13 protein-coding genes are annotated in these 16,185 nt (G+C 64.8%); 1 reads left to right on the forward strand and 12 read right to left on the reverse strand.

What is annotated here, in order from left to right; all coding sequences use genetic code 11:
• Nucleotides 1–2: 2 nt before the first annotated feature.
• The 7 genes from NRG74_RS14900 to amaB all read right to left on the reverse strand — a co-directional run bounded on the left by NRG74_RS14900 (nucleotide 3) and on the right by amaB (nucleotide 8,281).
• Complete coding sequence (locus NRG74_RS14900; RefSeq protein WP_184292328.1) at nucleotides 3–719, reverse strand: ABC transporter ATP-binding protein; 717 nt, start codon at nucleotides 717–719, stop codon at nucleotides 3–5.
• Nucleotides 716–1,591 carry an ABC transporter ATP-binding protein gene (locus tag NRG74_RS14905; protein WP_017640612.1) on the reverse strand — a complete coding sequence of 292 codons (876 nt, stop codon included), beginning with the start codon at nucleotides 1,589–1,591 and terminating at the stop codon, nucleotides 716–718. The genes NRG74_RS14900 and NRG74_RS14905 overlap by 4 nt, the downstream gene beginning before the upstream one ends.
• On the reverse strand, nucleotides 1,588–2,868 hold the full coding sequence (livM, locus tag NRG74_RS14910) for a high-affinity branched-chain amino acid ABC transporter permease LivM (protein ID WP_017640613.1): 1,281 nt from the start codon (nucleotides 2,866–2,868) through the stop codon (nucleotides 1,588–1,590). The genes NRG74_RS14905 and livM overlap by 4 nt, the downstream gene beginning before the upstream one ends.
• A 4-nt stretch (nucleotides 2,869–2,872) precedes the next feature.
• Nucleotides 2,873–3,787, reverse strand: coding sequence for an ABC transporter permease subunit (locus tag NRG74_RS14915; protein ID WP_017640614.1), 915 nt, complete (start codon nucleotides 3,785–3,787; stop codon nucleotides 2,873–2,875).
• 96 nt (nucleotides 3,788–3,883) lie between these two features.
• A complete protein-coding gene (locus NRG74_RS14920; protein ID WP_017640615.1) occupies nucleotides 3,884–5,005 on the reverse strand; it encodes a branched-chain amino acid ABC transporter substrate-binding protein in 1,122 nt (373 codons plus the stop codon).
• Between the two features lie 483 nt (nucleotides 5,006–5,488).
• Complete coding sequence (amaA, locus tag NRG74_RS14925) at nucleotides 5,489–6,766, reverse strand: L-pipecolate oxidase (RefSeq protein ID WP_257704680.1); 1,278 nt, start codon at nucleotides 6,764–6,766, stop codon at nucleotides 5,489–5,491.
• A 24-nt stretch (nucleotides 6,767–6,790) separates the two neighbouring features.
• Nucleotides 6,791–8,281, reverse strand: coding sequence for an L-piperidine-6-carboxylate dehydrogenase (gene amaB, locus NRG74_RS14930; RefSeq protein WP_064308129.1), 1,491 nt, complete (start codon nucleotides 8,279–8,281; stop codon nucleotides 6,791–6,793).
• A 113-nt stretch (nucleotides 8,282–8,394) separates the two neighbouring features.
• On the opposite strand from amaB, the gene NRG74_RS14935 reads away from it, so the two are divergent.
• Nucleotides 8,395–9,279, forward strand: coding sequence for a LysR substrate-binding domain-containing protein (locus tag NRG74_RS14935; RefSeq protein ID WP_007162643.1), 885 nt, complete (start codon nucleotides 8,395–8,397; stop codon nucleotides 9,277–9,279).
• Nucleotides 9,280–9,552: 273 nt separating this feature from the next.
• Here the strand turns inward: NRG74_RS14935 and pnp are convergent, their stop codons facing one another.
• From pnp to infB, 5 genes are all read right to left on the reverse strand, one after another.
• Nucleotides 9,553–11,655 carry a polyribonucleotide nucleotidyltransferase gene (pnp, locus tag NRG74_RS14940; RefSeq protein WP_017640618.1) on the reverse strand — a complete coding sequence of 701 codons (2,103 nt, stop codon included), beginning with the start codon at nucleotides 11,653–11,655 and terminating at the stop codon, nucleotides 9,553–9,555.
• Nucleotides 11,656–11,829: 174 nt separating this feature from the next.
• Nucleotides 11,830–12,099 (reverse strand): 30S ribosomal protein S15, encoded by a 270-nt coding sequence (rpsO, locus tag NRG74_RS14945; protein WP_007162645.1) that lies wholly within the window; start codon nucleotides 12,097–12,099, stop codon nucleotides 11,830–11,832.
• Between the two features lie 93 nt (nucleotides 12,100–12,192).
• Nucleotides 12,193–13,107: a tRNA pseudouridine(55) synthase TruB gene (truB, locus tag NRG74_RS14950; protein ID WP_064308128.1), complete on the reverse strand. Its 915-nt coding sequence runs from the start codon at nucleotides 13,105–13,107 to the stop codon at nucleotides 12,193–12,195.
• 2 nt (nucleotides 13,108–13,109) lie between these two features.
• Nucleotides 13,110–13,493, reverse strand: coding sequence for a 30S ribosome-binding factor RbfA (gene rbfA / locus NRG74_RS14955; RefSeq protein ID WP_007162647.1), 384 nt, complete (start codon nucleotides 13,491–13,493; stop codon nucleotides 13,110–13,112).
• A 132-nt stretch (nucleotides 13,494–13,625) separates the two neighbouring features.
• Nucleotides 13,626–16,181, reverse strand: a complete 2,556-nt coding sequence (infB, locus tag NRG74_RS14960) for a translation initiation factor IF-2 (RefSeq protein WP_017640620.1) — start codon at nucleotides 16,179–16,181, stop codon at nucleotides 13,626–13,628.
• Between the last annotated feature and the right edge of the window lie 4 nt (nucleotides 16,182–16,185).

Genomic DNA, 16,185 nt, shown 5'->3' on the forward strand with positions numbered 1-16,185 from the left:
CGCTAGTGACCGCCCAGGTAGGCTTCGCGCACCTGGGGATTGGCCAGCAATTCCTGGCCACTGCCGGTCATGCGGATCTCGCCGGTGACCATCACATAGGCACGGTCGGACAGGCGCAGGGCATGGTTGGCGTTCTGCTCCACCAGGAAGATGGTCATGCCGCTCTGCGCCAGTTCGCGCAGGATCTGGAAGATCTGCTTCACCACGATGGGCGCCAGACCCAGGCTAGGTTCGTCGAGCAAAAGCAGCTTGGGTCGCGCCATCAGCGCCCGGGCGATGGCCAGCATCTGTTGTTCGCCACCGGACATGGTCATGGCGCGCTGGTTGCGACGCTCCTTGAGCCGTGGGAAGAGCTCGAACATGCGCTGCATGTCCTCGTCCACCCAGCGGGTGCCGATGGGAATGGTGCCCATCAACAGATTCTCCTCGACCGTCATGTCGGGGAACACGTGGCGCCCCTCCGGTGACTGGGCGATGCCGTTGGAGGCCACGTAGTGGGCGTTCTTGCGAGTGATGTCCTCGCCGCGGTAGAGGATCTGCCCGTTGCGCGCCTGGGGCTGGCTGAAGATGGACATCAGCAGGGTGGACTTGCCGGCACCGTTGGCGCCGATCAGGCTCACCGTCTCGCCTTCGTTGATGGATAGGGAGACGCCTTTCAGGGCCTGGATCGGCCCGTAGAAGACGTCGACGTTGCGAAACTCCAGGATCGGCGTGGTCATGCCACCTCCTCTTCTTCGGCGCCGAGGTAGGCGGCGATGACCTTGGGATCGTTGCGAATGTCGGCCGGCAGGCCGCGGGCGATGACTTGGCCGTGGTCCAGCACCACGATGTGGTCGGAGATGTTCATCACCATGCCCATGTCGTGCTCGATCAGCACCACGGTGATGCGGTGCTGGTCGCGCAGGAGCCGGATCATGCCAGCCAGGGCCTCGGTCTCGGCCGGGTTGAGGCCGGCGGCCGGTTCGTCCAGGCAGACGATCTCCGGGCGGGTGCACATGGCCCGGGCGATTTCCAGGCGGCGCTGCTGGCCGTAGGAGAGTTCGCCGGCCAGGCGGTTGGCGTGGTCCACCAGGTCCACCACCTCCAGCCAGTAGAAGGCCGTGTCCAGCGCCTTTTCCTCGGCGCGGCGATAGCCGGGGGTGTTGAGGATGCCGGTGATGAGGTTGCGGTTGCACTGCATGTGCTGCGCCACCAGCAGGTTCTCCACCACCGACATCTCCTTGAACAGGCGGATGTTCTGGAAGGTGCGGGCGAGACCGGCGCGATTCACCAGGTGGGTGCCGCCGAACATCTTGTACCAGAGCCGACTGCCGAACTGCACCGGATTGACGAAGTCGGTGGCCTGGAAGCGCTCGCCCATGATCTTGCCGACGCGGGTCGAGCGACCATCGGCGGTGTCCAGGCGGATCTCGCCATCGGTGGCCTTGTAGAAGCCGGTCAGGCAGTTGAACACCGTGGTCTTGCCGGCACCGTTGGGGCCGATCAGCGCGGTGATGGACTGGCGCTGGATCTCGAAGCTCACGTCCGAGAGGGCCTTGATGCCCCCGAATCTCATGCCGAGACCCTTTACGGTCAGAATGTTGTCGCTCACGGCGCCACTCCCTTGCGAATCGCGAAGCCACTGCGGGCGATACGGATCAGGCCTCGCGGCCGCCACATCATCATCACCACCATGAGCACGCCGAACACCAGCATGCGGATGTCGCCGAATTCGCGCAGCAGTTCGAACAGCAGGGTCATGACGAAAGCCGAGACCACCACCCCGACGGTGGAGCCCAGACCGCCCAGTACCACGATGGCCAGCACCAGCACCGACTCGAAGAAGTTGAACGAGGCCGGGTTGATGAAGCCCTGGTAGGTGGCGAAGAACACCCCGGCGAGGCCCGCGGTGGAGGCACCGATCATGAAGGCCGAGAGCTTGACCAGCACGTGGTTCAGACCCATGGCGCGGCAGGCGATCTCGTCTTCGCGCAGGGCTTCCCAGGCCCGGCCGACCGGCATGCGGGTCAGGCGGTGCTTGATGTAGAGCACCAGCAGCACCACCAGGAACAGCACGGTGTAGATGAAGATCATGGTCGCGTTGGGGTTGTAGCTGATGCCCAGCAGCTCATGGATGGGTACCCCGCCCTCCTTCGCGCGCCGACCGAATTCGATGCCGAAGAAGGTCGGCGACGGCGCGGCGATGCCGTTGGGGCCCTTGGTCACCTCCAGCCAGTTGTTGAGCACCAGGCGGATGATCTCGCCGAAGCCAAGGGTGACGATGGCCAGGTAGTCGCCGTGCATGCGCAAGACCGGGAACCCCAGTATCGCCCCCGCCACCGCGGCCAGGATCGCGGCGAGCGGCAGCATGGTCCAGAAGCCCAGCCCCAGATACTGGTAACCCAGCGCCAGGCCATAGGCGCCGATGGCATAGAAGCCGACGTAGCCGAGGTCGAGCAGACCGGCCAGGCCCACCACGATGTTCAACCCCAGGCCCAGCAGCACATAGATCAGGCAGAGGATGATCACCGTCAGCCAGTACTTGGTGGCCAGGAAGGGAAAGGCGATGGCGACCAGGATGATGATGGGCAGGATGAATCTGAGGTTGGACTTGTGCCCGGGCGGCAGCACATGGACGCCACCGTCGTTGCGCTTGAAGGACTCGATCCAGTCGCGCCCCTTGGCGGTCTGGCCGAACAGGCTGAGCAGGAAGCGGCCGGCCATGACCACCGCGACCATGATGCCGACGCGGCCGGGCTCGACGTTGTAGCCATAGCCGTCGAGCACGATGCCGACGATGGGGCCGAACAGGATCAGCGAGACCAGGCCGACCATGAGGGTGTCGCGCAGCACGACCTTGAGATCGAAGGAGGAAGACGTCTGACTCATGGATTCACACCTTCGTGACCTGGGGTTTGCCGAGCAGCCCCTGGGGCCTAAAGATCAGGATCGCCACCAGCAGCGAGAAGCTGAAGACGTCCTTGTAGTCCGAGTTCACCAGGCTGGCGAACTGGGCTTCTGAGATGCCGAGGATGATGCCGCCGAGCATCGCGCCGGGCAGCGAGCCGATGCCGCCGAGCACCGCCGCGGTAAAGGCCTTGATGCCGATGATGAAGCCGGCATAGAAGTCGAAGGTGCCGTAGTTGAGGGTGATGAGCACCCCGGCCAGTGCCGCCATGGCCGCGCCGATGATGAAGACATAGGAGATCACCCGGTCGGTGTTGATGCCGAGGATCTGCGCCATCTTGCGATCCTGCTGGGTGGCCCGGCACATACGGCCGAGGGTGGTCTTCTGGATCACGTAGGTGAGCAGGCCCATGCCGATGATGGACGCCACGATGATGAAGATCTTGGTGTAGGTGATGATCACGAAGCCTTCGCCGATGTGCAGGCGCAGGGCGCCGTCGAGCAGCGTCGGTACGCCCTGCTGGCGCGCGCCCTGGGCGAGCTGCACGTAGTTCTGCAGGATCAGCGACATGCCGATGGCCGAGATCAGCGGGGCCAGGCGCGTGGAGTTGCGCAGTGGCTTGTAGGCGATGCGTTCGATGGCCCAGCCGTACACGGAGGTGACCACCACGGTGAAGATCAGGGTGCCGAGGATCAGCACGGGAAAGGAGTGCAGGCCGAACACGCTCAACAAGGCGATGCCGATGGCGGCGAGATAGGCCGACACCATGTACACGTCGCCGTGGGCGAAGTTGATCATGCCGATGATGCCGTAGACCATGGTGTAGCCGATGGCGATGAGTCCGTAGACCGAACCGAGGGTCAGGCCGTTGACCAGTTGTTGCAGGAAGATACCGTCCACGTTTGCAGTCTCGCGCTGGATGGATGACGAGGGCCGCCGGCCGCCCTCTCGTCCTGGGGCGGAGACGAGAAGGCGGCCAGCGGATTCACGCGAGGATCAGGGCAGCTGGTTGTACTTGCCCTTGTCGTCCCATTCGTACATCACGTAGTCGGAGACCTTGAGGTCGCCCTTGCTGTCCCAGCTCTTCTCACCCAGCACGGTGTTGACGCTGTGGGACTTCAGCCACTCGGCGGCCTTGGCGCCGTCGGTGCCCTTGATGCCGTTGAAGGCAGCGGCCACGGCCTGCAGCGAGGCATAGGAGTAGAGGGTGTAGCCCTCGGGCTCGTAGCCGGACTTGCGCAGGGCTTCCACCACGGTCTTGCCGGCCGGGTTCAGCAGCGGATCGGCGCCAAAGGTCATCAGCACGCCCTTGGTGTACTGGGGACCACCGGCGGTGGTGACCAGGTCGGCGGAAACGATGCCGTCGCCGGAGACGAACTTGGCGGTCACGCCCTGTTCGCGCATCTGGCGGACCAGCGGACCGGCTTCGGGGTGCAGGCCGCCGAAGTACACCACGTCGGCACCGGAGGCGCGGATTTTGGTGACCAGGGAGTTGAAGTCCTTCTCGCCGCGGGTCAGGCCCTCGTAGAGCACCTCTTTCACGCCGCGCTTGTTGAGCTGCGCCTTGGTGGCGTCGGCCAGGCCCTGACCGTAGGTGTCCTTGTCGTGGATGATGGCGACCTTCTTGGCCTTGAGGGTATCGACGATGTAGTCGCCGGCCACGATGCCCTGCTGGTCGTCACGTCCGCACATGCGGAACACCCCGGTCAGGCCACGCTCGGTGATCTTGGGGTTGGTGGACGCCGGGGTGATGGAGATGATGCCGGCTTCGTCGTAGATCTCCGAGGCGGGCATGGTGTTGGAGGAGCAGAAGTGGCCGATGACGGCCTTGACCTTCTCGGAGTCCACCAGGCGGTTGGCCACGGCCACGGCCTGCTTGGGCTCGCAGGCGTCGTCGCCCTGCACCAGCTTGATCTTCTCGCCATTGATACCACCGGCGGCGTTGATGTCCGCCGCGGCCTGGGTAGCCCCCTTCCAGAACTGCTCGCCGTAGGCGGCACTGGCCCCGGTATAGGGACCGGCGACACCGATCACGATGTCGGCATGCGCCAGGGAGGAGAGAGTGAACGCAGAACCGATAGCGAGAGCCAGAATGCCTTTTCTGTAAATCTTCGACATGGGAGGTTTGCTCCAGAGGGTGGTTGGCCTGTTCGCCGGAGCAAAGCCTGTGCCATCACCCAGTTGTGTACCGGGCGCAAAGGCCATTTGCCGCCACCGCGACAAGCCAAAACCACCGCTTGCCTACGGCGAGGGCCGCAGTCAGTGGCACGGACCGCCCTTTAGACTTTTGTCTTAACTGGCTCATTAGTCTGAATAATTCCGCATGGCGGTAGCAGCGAAAGTGGCAAAACGCAGCGGTTTGTTACCAGATAGCAACCCGGTTGCACCTGTTTCGCACCAAAACGTAACACCGTCCCCACACTGTGCCACCAAAGTAACCATGGTCGCGCCTATCCAAGGTCGCGGGAGCCATCTGTTTCTCGACGTATGCCTGAGCAAGGCAAAACGGCCGGTTTGCACAGAGTAGGATGCGCAAATCGGCCGCTTGGGAAAGCCATCGCCAGGCCAAGAAGCCAGGCATAGCCAGAGATTGGTGGGTCGCTAGAGGACGACGCGCAGGCATTGCCCCGCGTGATAGAGGGTAAAACCGGCTTCGTACATCAGGCTGCGCCATTGCCCGACCGGATTGGCATCCAACGACGCCAGCGGCATTGGCAGCGCGTGGCGATCGCCACTGCACAGATAACGGGCAAAGGCCTGCCCCACCACTGTGCCCGTGGTAACCCCGCGACCGTTGTAACCGGTCACCGCCAGCAAGCCCGGCGCCGGCTCGAACAGGCGCATTAGGTGATCGGGGGTAAAGCCGATGCGGCCCGTCCAGGTGCACTCCCACTCCACCCGCCCGAGCGCGGGGAAATAGTGCCGCTGGATGCGATCGGCCCAGGCGCGGATGAAACCGGCCGGCCGACCCGCCATGTTGCCGAGGCTACCCAGCAGCAGGCGGCCATCGGCATCGCGCCGGATGCTGCTGAGGACCGTGCGGGTATCCCAGGAGCCACGCCCCTGAGGCAGGATGAAGTCCGCTTCCGCCCCGAGAGGTTGGGACGCCACCTGATAGTAGTAGCCAGGAAAGAACTGCTTGCGCAGACGGGTCCATTCGCCTTCGGTGTAGGCGTTGGAAGCGATCACCACCTGGTCGGCGGTCACCCGCCCCCGGGGGGTTTCCACCTGCCAGCGATCACCGACCCGCTGCAGGCGCTGTACCGTGCTCCGCTCGAACAGCTCGCCACCTTCCTGGCGCAGGGCTTTGGCCAGACCCAGGGCATAACCCATGGGCACCAGGGTGCCGGCGCGATGATCGAGCAGCGCGCCACTGATGTCGCGCGTGCCGCAGGCGCTGTAGCAGGCCTCGCCTTCCAGCAACTCGACCCGGGCGCCACGCCGCTGCCACTGCTCGGCACGTTGCCCCAGATCGGCCAGGCCCTTGGCGCTGTGCGCCATGTGCAGGGTGCCGGCGCGGCGTGGCTGGCAGTCGATGCCATAGCGCTCGATGAGACCGAACACCTGACTCGGCGCATCGCCCATCACCCCCAGCAAGCGTTCACCCACCTCCGGCCCCAGGGTGGCCACCGCCTCGTCCGGCGGGATCCACATGCCGGCATTCACCAGCCCGACATTGCGCCCGGAACCGCCATGGCCGACGCCATGGGCCTCCAGTACCACCACCCGCCGCCCGGCCTGGGCCAGGTGCAGGGCAGTGGAGAGTCCGGTGAAGCCACCGCCGATGACGCAGACCTCGGTGTCACGCTCGCCCTGCAACGGGGCGCCCGGCACCGCCGGATACAGCCGCTCCCACAGGCACTCCTCACGCAACTGCATTCTCGGCGCTCCTGGCGGATCCACTCAGTCGAAGACGATGCCCTGGGCCAGCGGCAATTCGCGGGAATAGTTGACGGTGTTGGTCTGGCGGCGCATGTAGGCCTTCCAGGCATCGGAGCCGGATTCGCGACCGCCACCGGTTTCCTTCTCGCCACCGAAGGCGCCACCGATCTCGGCACCGCTCGGCCCGATGTTGACGTTGGCGATGCCGCAGTCGCTGCCGGTCGCCGACATGAAGGCCTCGGCCTCGCGTACGTCGGTGGTGAAGATGCAGGACGACAGTCCCTGGGGCACAGCGTTGTTCAGGGCTACCGCCTCGTCGAAATCGTCGTAGGTCAGCACATAGAGAATGGGGGCGAAGGTCTCGTGGCGTACCGCCTCGCTCTGCTCGGGCATCTCGACGATGGCCGGGGCCACGTAGTAGGCCTCGGGATACCGCTCCGCCAGCTGCCGCTCGCCGCCGTAGACCACCCCGCCCTCGCCCCGCGCCTGCTCCAGCGCACCCTGCATGGCCTGGAAGCTGGCGGCATCGATCAGCGGACCGATCAGGTTGCCTTCCAGCGGATGGCCGATGCGGACTTTGGCATAGGCGGTCTTGAGCCGGGCGACGATCTCGTCCTTGACCGAACGATGGGCGATCAGCCGGCGCAGGGTGGTGCAGCGCTGGCCGGCGGTACCCACGGCGCTGAACAGGATGGCGCGCACCGCCATGTCCAGATCGGCGCTCGGGGCGAGGATCATGGCATTGTTGCCGCCCAGTTCGAGGATGCTGCGGCCGAAGCGCGCCGCAACCCGCGGTCCTACCTCGCGCCCCATGCGGGTGCTACCCGTGGCGCTCACCAGCGCCACCCGCGGATCGTCCACCAGGGCCTCACCGGCGGCGCGGTCGCCGACGATGACCTGGCTGAGATCGGCCGGGGCATCGCCAAAGCGCGCCAGGGCCTTCTCGAACAGCGCCTGGCAGGCCAGGGCGGTCAACGGGGTCTTTTCCGAAGGCTTCCAGATCACCGGATTGCCGCAGACCAGGGCCAGGGCGGCGTTCCAGGACCAGACCGCCACCGGGAAGTTGAAGGCACTGATGATGCCGACCACACCCAGCGGCTGCCAGCTTTCGCGCATGTGGTGACCGGGACGCTCGGAGGCGATGGTCAGACCATAGAGCTGGCGCGACAGACCAACGGCGAAGTCGCAGATGTCGATCATCTCCTGGACTTCGCCCAGGCCTTCCTGGGTGATCTTGCCGGCTTCCCAGGACACCAGCTCGCCGAGATCGGCCTTGTGGGCACGCAGCTCTTCACCCAGCAGCCGCACCAGTTCGCCACGGCGCGGCGCCGGCACCGCACGCCAGGCCTGGAAGGCGCGCTCGGCCCGGGAGATCTTCTGCTCCACCTCGGCGGCGCTTTCCAGGGCGACGCTGCCCAGTTGGCTGCCGTCGATGGGGGAATTCACCCGGTGCTCGCCTTGGGTGTAGTGCTGGGCAGAAACGCCGAGGCGTTCCAACAGGGCCTTGCTCATGCTGAGGTCTCCGCAGAAAGGAAATCGTCCCTGAGTATGGTCAGGCCAGCGGCGCCGGACAACCGACCTTTGCTCGGCATATCATTCCCTTTTTTCATGCCGCGAGTCCGCTCATGCAACGTCGCCACCTGCCGTCCATCACCGCCATGCAGTGCTTCGAGGCAGTCGCGCGTCATCTGAGCTTTACCCGCGCGGCCGACGAGTTGGCCCTGACCCAGAGCGCCGTCAGCAAACAGGTCGCCCAATTGGAGGATCTGCTGCAGCACAGCCTGTTTCGCCGGGTCCGGCGCCGCCTGCAACTGACCCCGGCCGGCGCCCTCTACCTGGCCGAGGTGGACAAGATCCTCAACCAGCTGGAGATGTCGGCACGCTACCTGAGATCCTATGGCGGCGAGACCGAGGTACTGCGCGTGGCCACCCCGCCGACCTTTGGCGAGCGCTGGCTGGTACCGCGACTGAAGGGTTGGCGCCTGCGCTTTCCCAACATCCACCTGGATGTCTCCAGCGCCCTGGAACCGGTGGACTTCCGCGATCCTCGCCATGACGTGGCGTTGTTCTATGGCCATGGCAGCTGGCCGGGTGCCGAGTGCGAACTGCTGCTGCACGAACACATGGTCGCGGTCTGCGCGCCGGACCTGCTGCCCGCCGAGGGCATCGCCGGACCGGAGCAACTGGTGGACTTCGTCCTGCTGCAGAACACCACCCGCCCGGAATCCTGGCACGACTGGTACGCCAGCCTCGGACGCGAGGAGGTCCATAGCCATCATGGGCCGCGCTTCGATACCTTCACCCTCTGCGCCCGCGCGGCCCAGGAAGGTTGCGGGGTGGCCCTGCTGCCGGAATTCCTGGTCGCCGAAGAGCTGGCCTCCGGCCGCCTGGTGCTCGCCTGGCCCCACCGTCTGGCCAGCCCCCACGCCTATTGGCTGGCCTATCCGGAACAGATGGCCGAGGTGCCCAAGGTGCGCAGCTTCATCGAATGGATTCGCGAGAAGGCCTAGCACGGGGCCAATCGCGGCCATGGGCCGCTCCTACCGGTAGTTCTGTCGTAGGAGCAACTGTCTTATCGCGGCCTCGGCGGCGATATAAGGTAGGTTGGGTTGAGACGGCTCTATCGTCGAAGCCCAACATTGCAGGCACTTGGGTCATGTGGGGCTCCGATGGACGGTAGGAGCGGAACGCCAGGACCTCGATGAAATATCCGGCGAGCCCCTCCCTCCATCAGAAATGAAAAAACCCGGCCTAGGCCGGGTTTTTCGTTAAGCGAGGTCGTCTCAGACGCCGGAGGCTTCCGCCGCCGCCACGTCCTTGATCGACAGCTTGATGCGACCGCGGTTGTCCACGTCCAGCACCAGCACCTTCACTTCCTGACCTTCTTTCAGCACGTCGGTGACCTTCTCGATGCGCTGATCGCTCAGCTGCGAGATGTGCACCAGGCCGTCCTTGCCGGGCAGGATGTTGACGAAGGCGCCGAAGTCGACGATGCGCTCCACCTTACCGACGTAGATCTTGCCGATCTCGGCCTCGGCGGTGATGCCAAGGACGCGCTGCTTGGCTGCTTCAGCGGCTTCGCGGGTCTCGCCGTAGATCTTGATGGTGCCGTCGTCTTCGATGTCGATCGAGGCCTTGGTCTCTTCGCAGATACCACGGATGGTGGCGCCACCCTTGCCGATCACGTCGCGGATCTTGTCCTGGTCGATCTTCATCGCCAGCATGGTCGGGGCGTTCTCGGACAGCTCGGCACGGGACTCGGAGATCACCTGGTTCATCTGACCCAGGATGTTCAGACGCGCTTCCAGCGCCTGCTCCAGAGCGATTTCCATGATCTCTTCGGTGATGCCGTTGATCTTGATGTCCATCTGCAGGGCGGTGACGCCCTTGGCAGTACCGGCCACCTTGAAGTCCATGTCGCCCAGGTGGTCTTCGTCACCCAGGATGTCGGTCAGGACGGCGAACTTCTCGCCTTCCTTGACCAGACCCATGGCGATACCAGCGACCGGGGCCTTGACCGGCACACCGGCATCCATCAGCGCCAGAGAGGCACCGCAGACCGAGGCCATGGAGCTGGAGCCGTTGGACTCGGTGATCTCGGAGACCACGCGGATGCTGTAGGGGAAGGCGTCCTGGGTCGGCAGCATGGCCTGGATGCCACGACGGGCCAGACGGCCGTGACCGATCTCGCGACGGCCCGGGCTGCCCATGCGGCCGCACTCGCCGACCGAGAAGGGCGGGAAGTTGTAGTGCAGCATGAAGCTGTCACGACGCTCGCCTTCCAGGGTGTCCAGCAGCTGCGAGTCACGGGCGGTGCCCAGGGTCGCGGTGACCAGGGCCTGGGTTTCGCCACGGGTGAACAGGGCCGAACCGTGGGTCTTCTTCAGCGGGCCGACTTCGATCTGCAGCGGGCGAACGGTGCGGGTGTCGCGACCGTCGATACGCGGCTTGCCGTCGACGATGTTCTGGCGCACGGTGCGGTACTCCAGCAGACCGAAGGTCTCCTTGACCTCGGCTTCGCTGTACTGACCGTTTTCACCGGCCAGCTTGGCGATGGCCTGGTCACGCAGGGCGCCCAGGGCCGCATAGCGATCCTGCTTGATGGTGATGGTATAGGCACGGGACACGGCCTCGCCGACCTCGGCCTTGACGGCTTCGATCAGGGCGGTGTTCTCGGCAGGCGCCTGCCAGTTCCAGGTCGGCTTGCCGGCTTCGGCAGCGAACTGGCTGATGGCCTCGATGGCCACCTGGAATTCTTCGTGAGCGAACAGCACGCCGCCCAGCATCTGGTCTTCGGTCAGCTCGTCGGCTTCGGATTCCACCATCAGCACGGCGTCACGGGTACCGGCCACGACCATGTCCAGGCTGGAGCTCTGCAGCTGCTCGTAGCTGGGGTTCAGCAGGTAGCCCAGCTCGCTGTGGTAGCCCACGCGCGCAGCGGCGATCGGACCAGCGAAGGGGATGCCGGAAATGGCCAGGGCGGCGGAGGTGCCGATCATGGCGGCGATGTCCGGATCGGACTTCTTGTTGGTGCTGACCACGGTGCAGACCACCTGGACTTCGTTGAGGAAGCCCTCGGGGAACAGCGGACGGATCGGACGATCGATCAGGCGCGAGGTCAGGGTTTCCTTCTCGGAAGGACGGCCTTCGCGCTTGAAGTAACCACCGGGGATGCGGCCAGCGGCGTAGGTCTTCTCCTGGTAGTGCACGGACAGCGGGAAGAAGTCCTTGCCAACGGCAGGCTGCTTGGCACCGACCACGGTGACCAGCACGCTGACGTCTTCGGTGGAGACCAGCACGGCACCGGTCGCCTGGCGCGCGATGCGGCCGGTTTCCAGGGTGAAGGTCTGCTCACCGAACTTGAATTGCTTGATTACTGGATTCACAGTCTTTCCTTCTCTTTATTGCCTTGGGGGAAATCGGGGCGACCAGAGGGATTCGGACCCTCGCTGATCTCCAGGTGACGCAGGCCGATTCTGGCGGCCTTTCAAGCAAAAAAGCCGGAGGCCGGCGCGAGCCGACCTCCAGCTTCAGACTGCTTGCAGCAGGTCTGCATCGTGTTAACGACGCAGGCCCAGGCGAGCGATCAGTGCGCTGTAACGAGAGGTGTCCTTGGACTTCAGGTAGTCCAGCAGCTTACGGCGCTGGTTGACCATGCGGATCAGACCACGACGACTGTGGTGATCTTTGCCGTTGGCCTTGAAGTGACCTTGCAGCTTGTCGATGTTGGCGGACAGCAGGGCAACCTGCACTTCCGGCGAACCGGTGTCGCCTTCGCTCTGCTTGAACTCGTTTACGATCTGGGCTTTGTCTTCAACGCTCAGTGCCATGATAGGGCTCCTCTGAGGAACAGGCCGGGATGGATCCCGTGCTTAAGGAAAGAGGTGTGACCGTGCCTGCTGACAGCCACCCTCGGTATCGGTCTAGGACCGAATCAGTCTACGGGGAGCAACCTGCCCCTCGTCATCAATCTCGCCGATGCCGATGAAACGACCCTGGTCGTCCTGCACCCGCATCAAGCCGAATTTCGGTGCATTGGCCGCCCGGACGGGCTGACCATGCAACCAGTAGTAGGCGCTGTGCTGCGTCAGCTGCACCAGCGGCCAGTGCTCCAGGCCACTGTCGACCGGCAGCAGGAAGCGATCCAGCGCCTCGGAACCCCCTTCGGCGTGCGCCGCCTCCAGCTCGTCCAGGCTGATGGCCTGTGCCAGGCCAAAGGGGCCGGCCTGGGTACGGCGCAACTCGGCCACATGGGCTCCGCAGCCAAGACGGGCGCCGAGGTCTTCGACCAGGGTGCGCACATAAGTGCCCTTGCTGCAGGCCACTTCCAGCGTCGCACGATCTTCCTGCAACGCCAGCAGTTCCAGACGGGCAATAGTAACAGAACGCGCCTCGCGCTCCACTACTTCCCCGGCACGCGCCAGCTTGTACAGCGGCTGGCCGTCGCGCTTGAGCGCCGAATACATCGGCGGGATCTGCTCTATCTGGCCGCGGAAGGCCGGCAGCGCCGCCTGGATGGCCGCTTCATCGACCGCGACCGCCCGTCGCTCCAGCACTTCACCCTCGGCATCGCCGGTGGTGGTGGTGACGCCCAGTTGCGCCACGGTGCTGTAGCCCTTGTCGGCATCCAGCAGGTACTGGGAAAACTTGGTCGCCTCGCCGAAGCACAGCGGCAGTACGCCGGTGGCCAGAGGATCCAGGCTACCGGTGTGCCCGGCCTTCTCGGCGTTGAGCAACCAGCGGACCTTTTGCAGGGCGGCGTTGGAGGAGAAGCCGCGCGGCTTGTCCAGCACCAGCACGCCATGTACCTGGCGGCGAATACGCTTGACCTGGGCCACCCCTACTCCTCCCCTTCGTGGCGACGGTCTTCGGCGACCGCCCGCTCGATCAGGGCCGACAGCTGGGCGCCGCGACGAATGCTCTCGTCGTACTGGAAGCTCAGTTGCGGAACGGTGCGCAATTTCATCGCCCGACCCAGCTGCTGACGCAGGAAGCCGGCAGCGTCCTTGAGGATGCCGATGTTCTGCTTGATGGCGTCGGCATCGTCATCCTTGCCCAGGACGGTGATGTGCACCTTGGCATGGGACAGGTCGCGCGCGACGTCCACGCCGGTGATGGTCACCATGCCCAGTCGCGGATCCTTGATCTCACGCTGGATCAGCAGTGCCAGTTCACGCTGCATCTGATCACCGATGCGCTGGGTACGGCTGAATTCTTTGGCCATGTCGAAACTCTCGTACGAAAGGCCGCAGACACCAGGCCTGCCAGCCATGAACCTTGGAAACGCGAACGGCAAGTCCGGACCTGGCAGGGGTCTGCCAGGTCCGCGACCTGCCGTCCTGGTGCAGAGTCGTCGTTACAGCGAACGGGCGACCTGAACCTTCTCGAACACCTCGATCTTGTCGCCGACGCGGACGTCGTTGTAGCTCTTCACGCCGATACCGCATTCCATGCCGGCACGCACTTCGGCCACGTCATCCTTGAAGCGACGCAGGGATTCCAGCTCGCCTTCGAAGATGACCACGTCTTCGCGCAGGACGCGGATCGGACGGTTGCGGTGCACCATGCCCTCGGTGACCATGCAGCCGGCGACGGCGCCGAACTTGGGCGAACGGAAGACGTCGCGCACTTCGGCGATACCCAGGATGTTCTCCCGGACGTCACTGCCCAGCATGCCGGTCAGCGCCTTCTTCACATCTTCGATGATGTCGTAGATGACGTTGTAGTAGCGCATGTCGAGGCCTTCCTGCTCGACGATCTTCCGCGCCCCGGCATCGGCCCGGACGTTGAAGCCGAACAGCACGGCATTGGAAGCCAGCGCCAGGTTGGCATCGCTCTCGGTGATACCACCTACGCCTCCGCCGACCACGCGCACCTGGACTTCGTCGTTGCCCAGACCGGACAGCGAGCCCTGCAGCGCTTCGAGGGAGCCACGCACATCGGACTTGAGCACGATGTTGAGGGTCTTCTTCTCGTCCTGGCCCATGTTCTCGAAGATGTTCTCGAGCTTGCCGGCGTGAGCGCGGGCAAGCTTGATCTCGCGGAACTTGCCCTGACGGAACAGCGCCACTTCGCGGGCCTTCTTCTCGTCGGTCAGCACGGTGAGTTCGTCACCGGCGTCCGGGGTGCCGTCCAGGCCGAGGATCTCGACCGGGATGGAGGGACCCGCTTCCTTGATCGGCTTACCATTCTCGTCGAGCATGGCGCGGATACGACCGAAGTTGACGCCGACCAGGGCCATGTCGCCCTGACGCAGGGTGCCGTTCTGTACCAGTACGGTAGCGACCGGACCGCGACCCTTGTCCAGGCGCGATTCGATGACCACACCGCGACCGGGTGCTTCCGGCGTAGCGGTCAGCTCCAGGACTTCGGCCTGCAGCAGGATGGCTTCGAGCAGCTCGTCCACGCCGGTACCGGCCTTGGCCGAGACGTGCACGAACTGGGTGTCGCCGCCCCACTCTTCCGGGATGACCTGACGACCAGCCAGATCGTGCTTGACGCGATCCGGATCGGCGTCGGGCTTGTCGATCTTGTTGACCGCCACGACGATGGGGACACCCGCCGCCTTGGCGTGCTGGATGGCTTCCTCGGTCTGCGGCATGACGCCGTCATCGGCCGCGACAACCAGGATGACGATGTCGGTGGCCTTGGCACCACGGGCACGCATGGCGGTAAACGCGGCGTGGCCAGGGGTATCCAGGAAGGTCACCATGCCACGCTCGGTTTCCACGTGGTAGGCACCGATGTGCTGGGTGATGCCACCGGCTTCGCCCGACGCGACCTTGGCGCGACGGATGTAGTCCAGCAGCGAGGTCTTGCCGTGGTCGACGTGACCCATGACGGTCACCACCGGCGCGCGGTGCAGGGCCTTGCCACCCTCGAACTTGAGAGATTCGGCCAACTGGTCTTCCAGGGCGTTCTCGTTGACCAGCTTGACCTTGTGGCCCAGCTCTTCGGCCACCAGCTGCGCCGTCTCGCGGTCGAGCACCTGGTTGATGGTGGCGGGGGACCCCATCTTGAACATGAACTTGATGACTTCGGCGGCCTTCACCGACATCTGCTGAGCAAGCTCAGAGACGGTGATGGTCTCACCTAGATTGACTTCGCGCACTACAGGTCCTGTCGGGCTCTGGAACCCGTGTTGGTTTCGCTTCTTGAGTCGCGACTTGCCACCGCGACCGCCACGCCGGCCAAAGCCCTCTTCCTCGTCGTCGCCACTGCGCACGGTACGGGGAGCTGCGACCTTGTCCTTGATCGACGGGCGATGCTGGGCGTTCTTGCGCTCACGGCGCTCATCTTCTTCGCGCTTGCTGCTCGGGGCAGGATGCACGGGACGACGCGGCTCTTCGCGCTTGCGCTCACTGGCCGGATCCGCCTTCTTGACCTCGACGGCAGGCTCGGCAGCGGGTTGCTGCTCGGCTACCACGGCCGGGGCTTCCGGCGCGGCAGGGGCTGCAGCCTCGGCGGAGACCGCCTGCTGCGCGGCCTGAGCAGCGGCTTCGGCCTGCTGCTGGGCAGCCGCTTCGGCAGCGCGCTGAGCTTCTTCCGCGGCACGTGCCTGAGCGGCGGCCTCTTCGGCGGCGCGCAGGGCTTCCTGTTCGCGGCGCTGTTCGGCTTCCAGCTCGGCGGGGCTGCGCTTGACGAAGGTCTTCTTCTTGCGCACTTCGACACTGACTGTCTTGCTGCCGGCCACTTTCAGCGTGGTCTGGGTCTTGCGCTGCAGGGTGATCTTGCTGGGCTCGTCGAGCTGCGCAGTCCCCTTCAGATGTGTCAGTAGCGCCTGCTTTTCCGCATCGCTCACCGTTTGCTCGGCGCTGCTATGCGTCAGACCTGCCTCGCGCATCTGCTGTAGCAGACGTTCCACCGGCGTATTGACCGTTTGGGCCAGTTCTTTCACCGTGACTTGCGTCATGCAC

This window comes from Pseudomonas oryzihabitans (assembly GCF_024652905.1).
In the GTDB taxonomy this organism is placed as follows: domain Bacteria; phylum Pseudomonadota; class Gammaproteobacteria; order Pseudomonadales; family Pseudomonadaceae; genus Chryseomonas; species Chryseomonas benzopyrenica.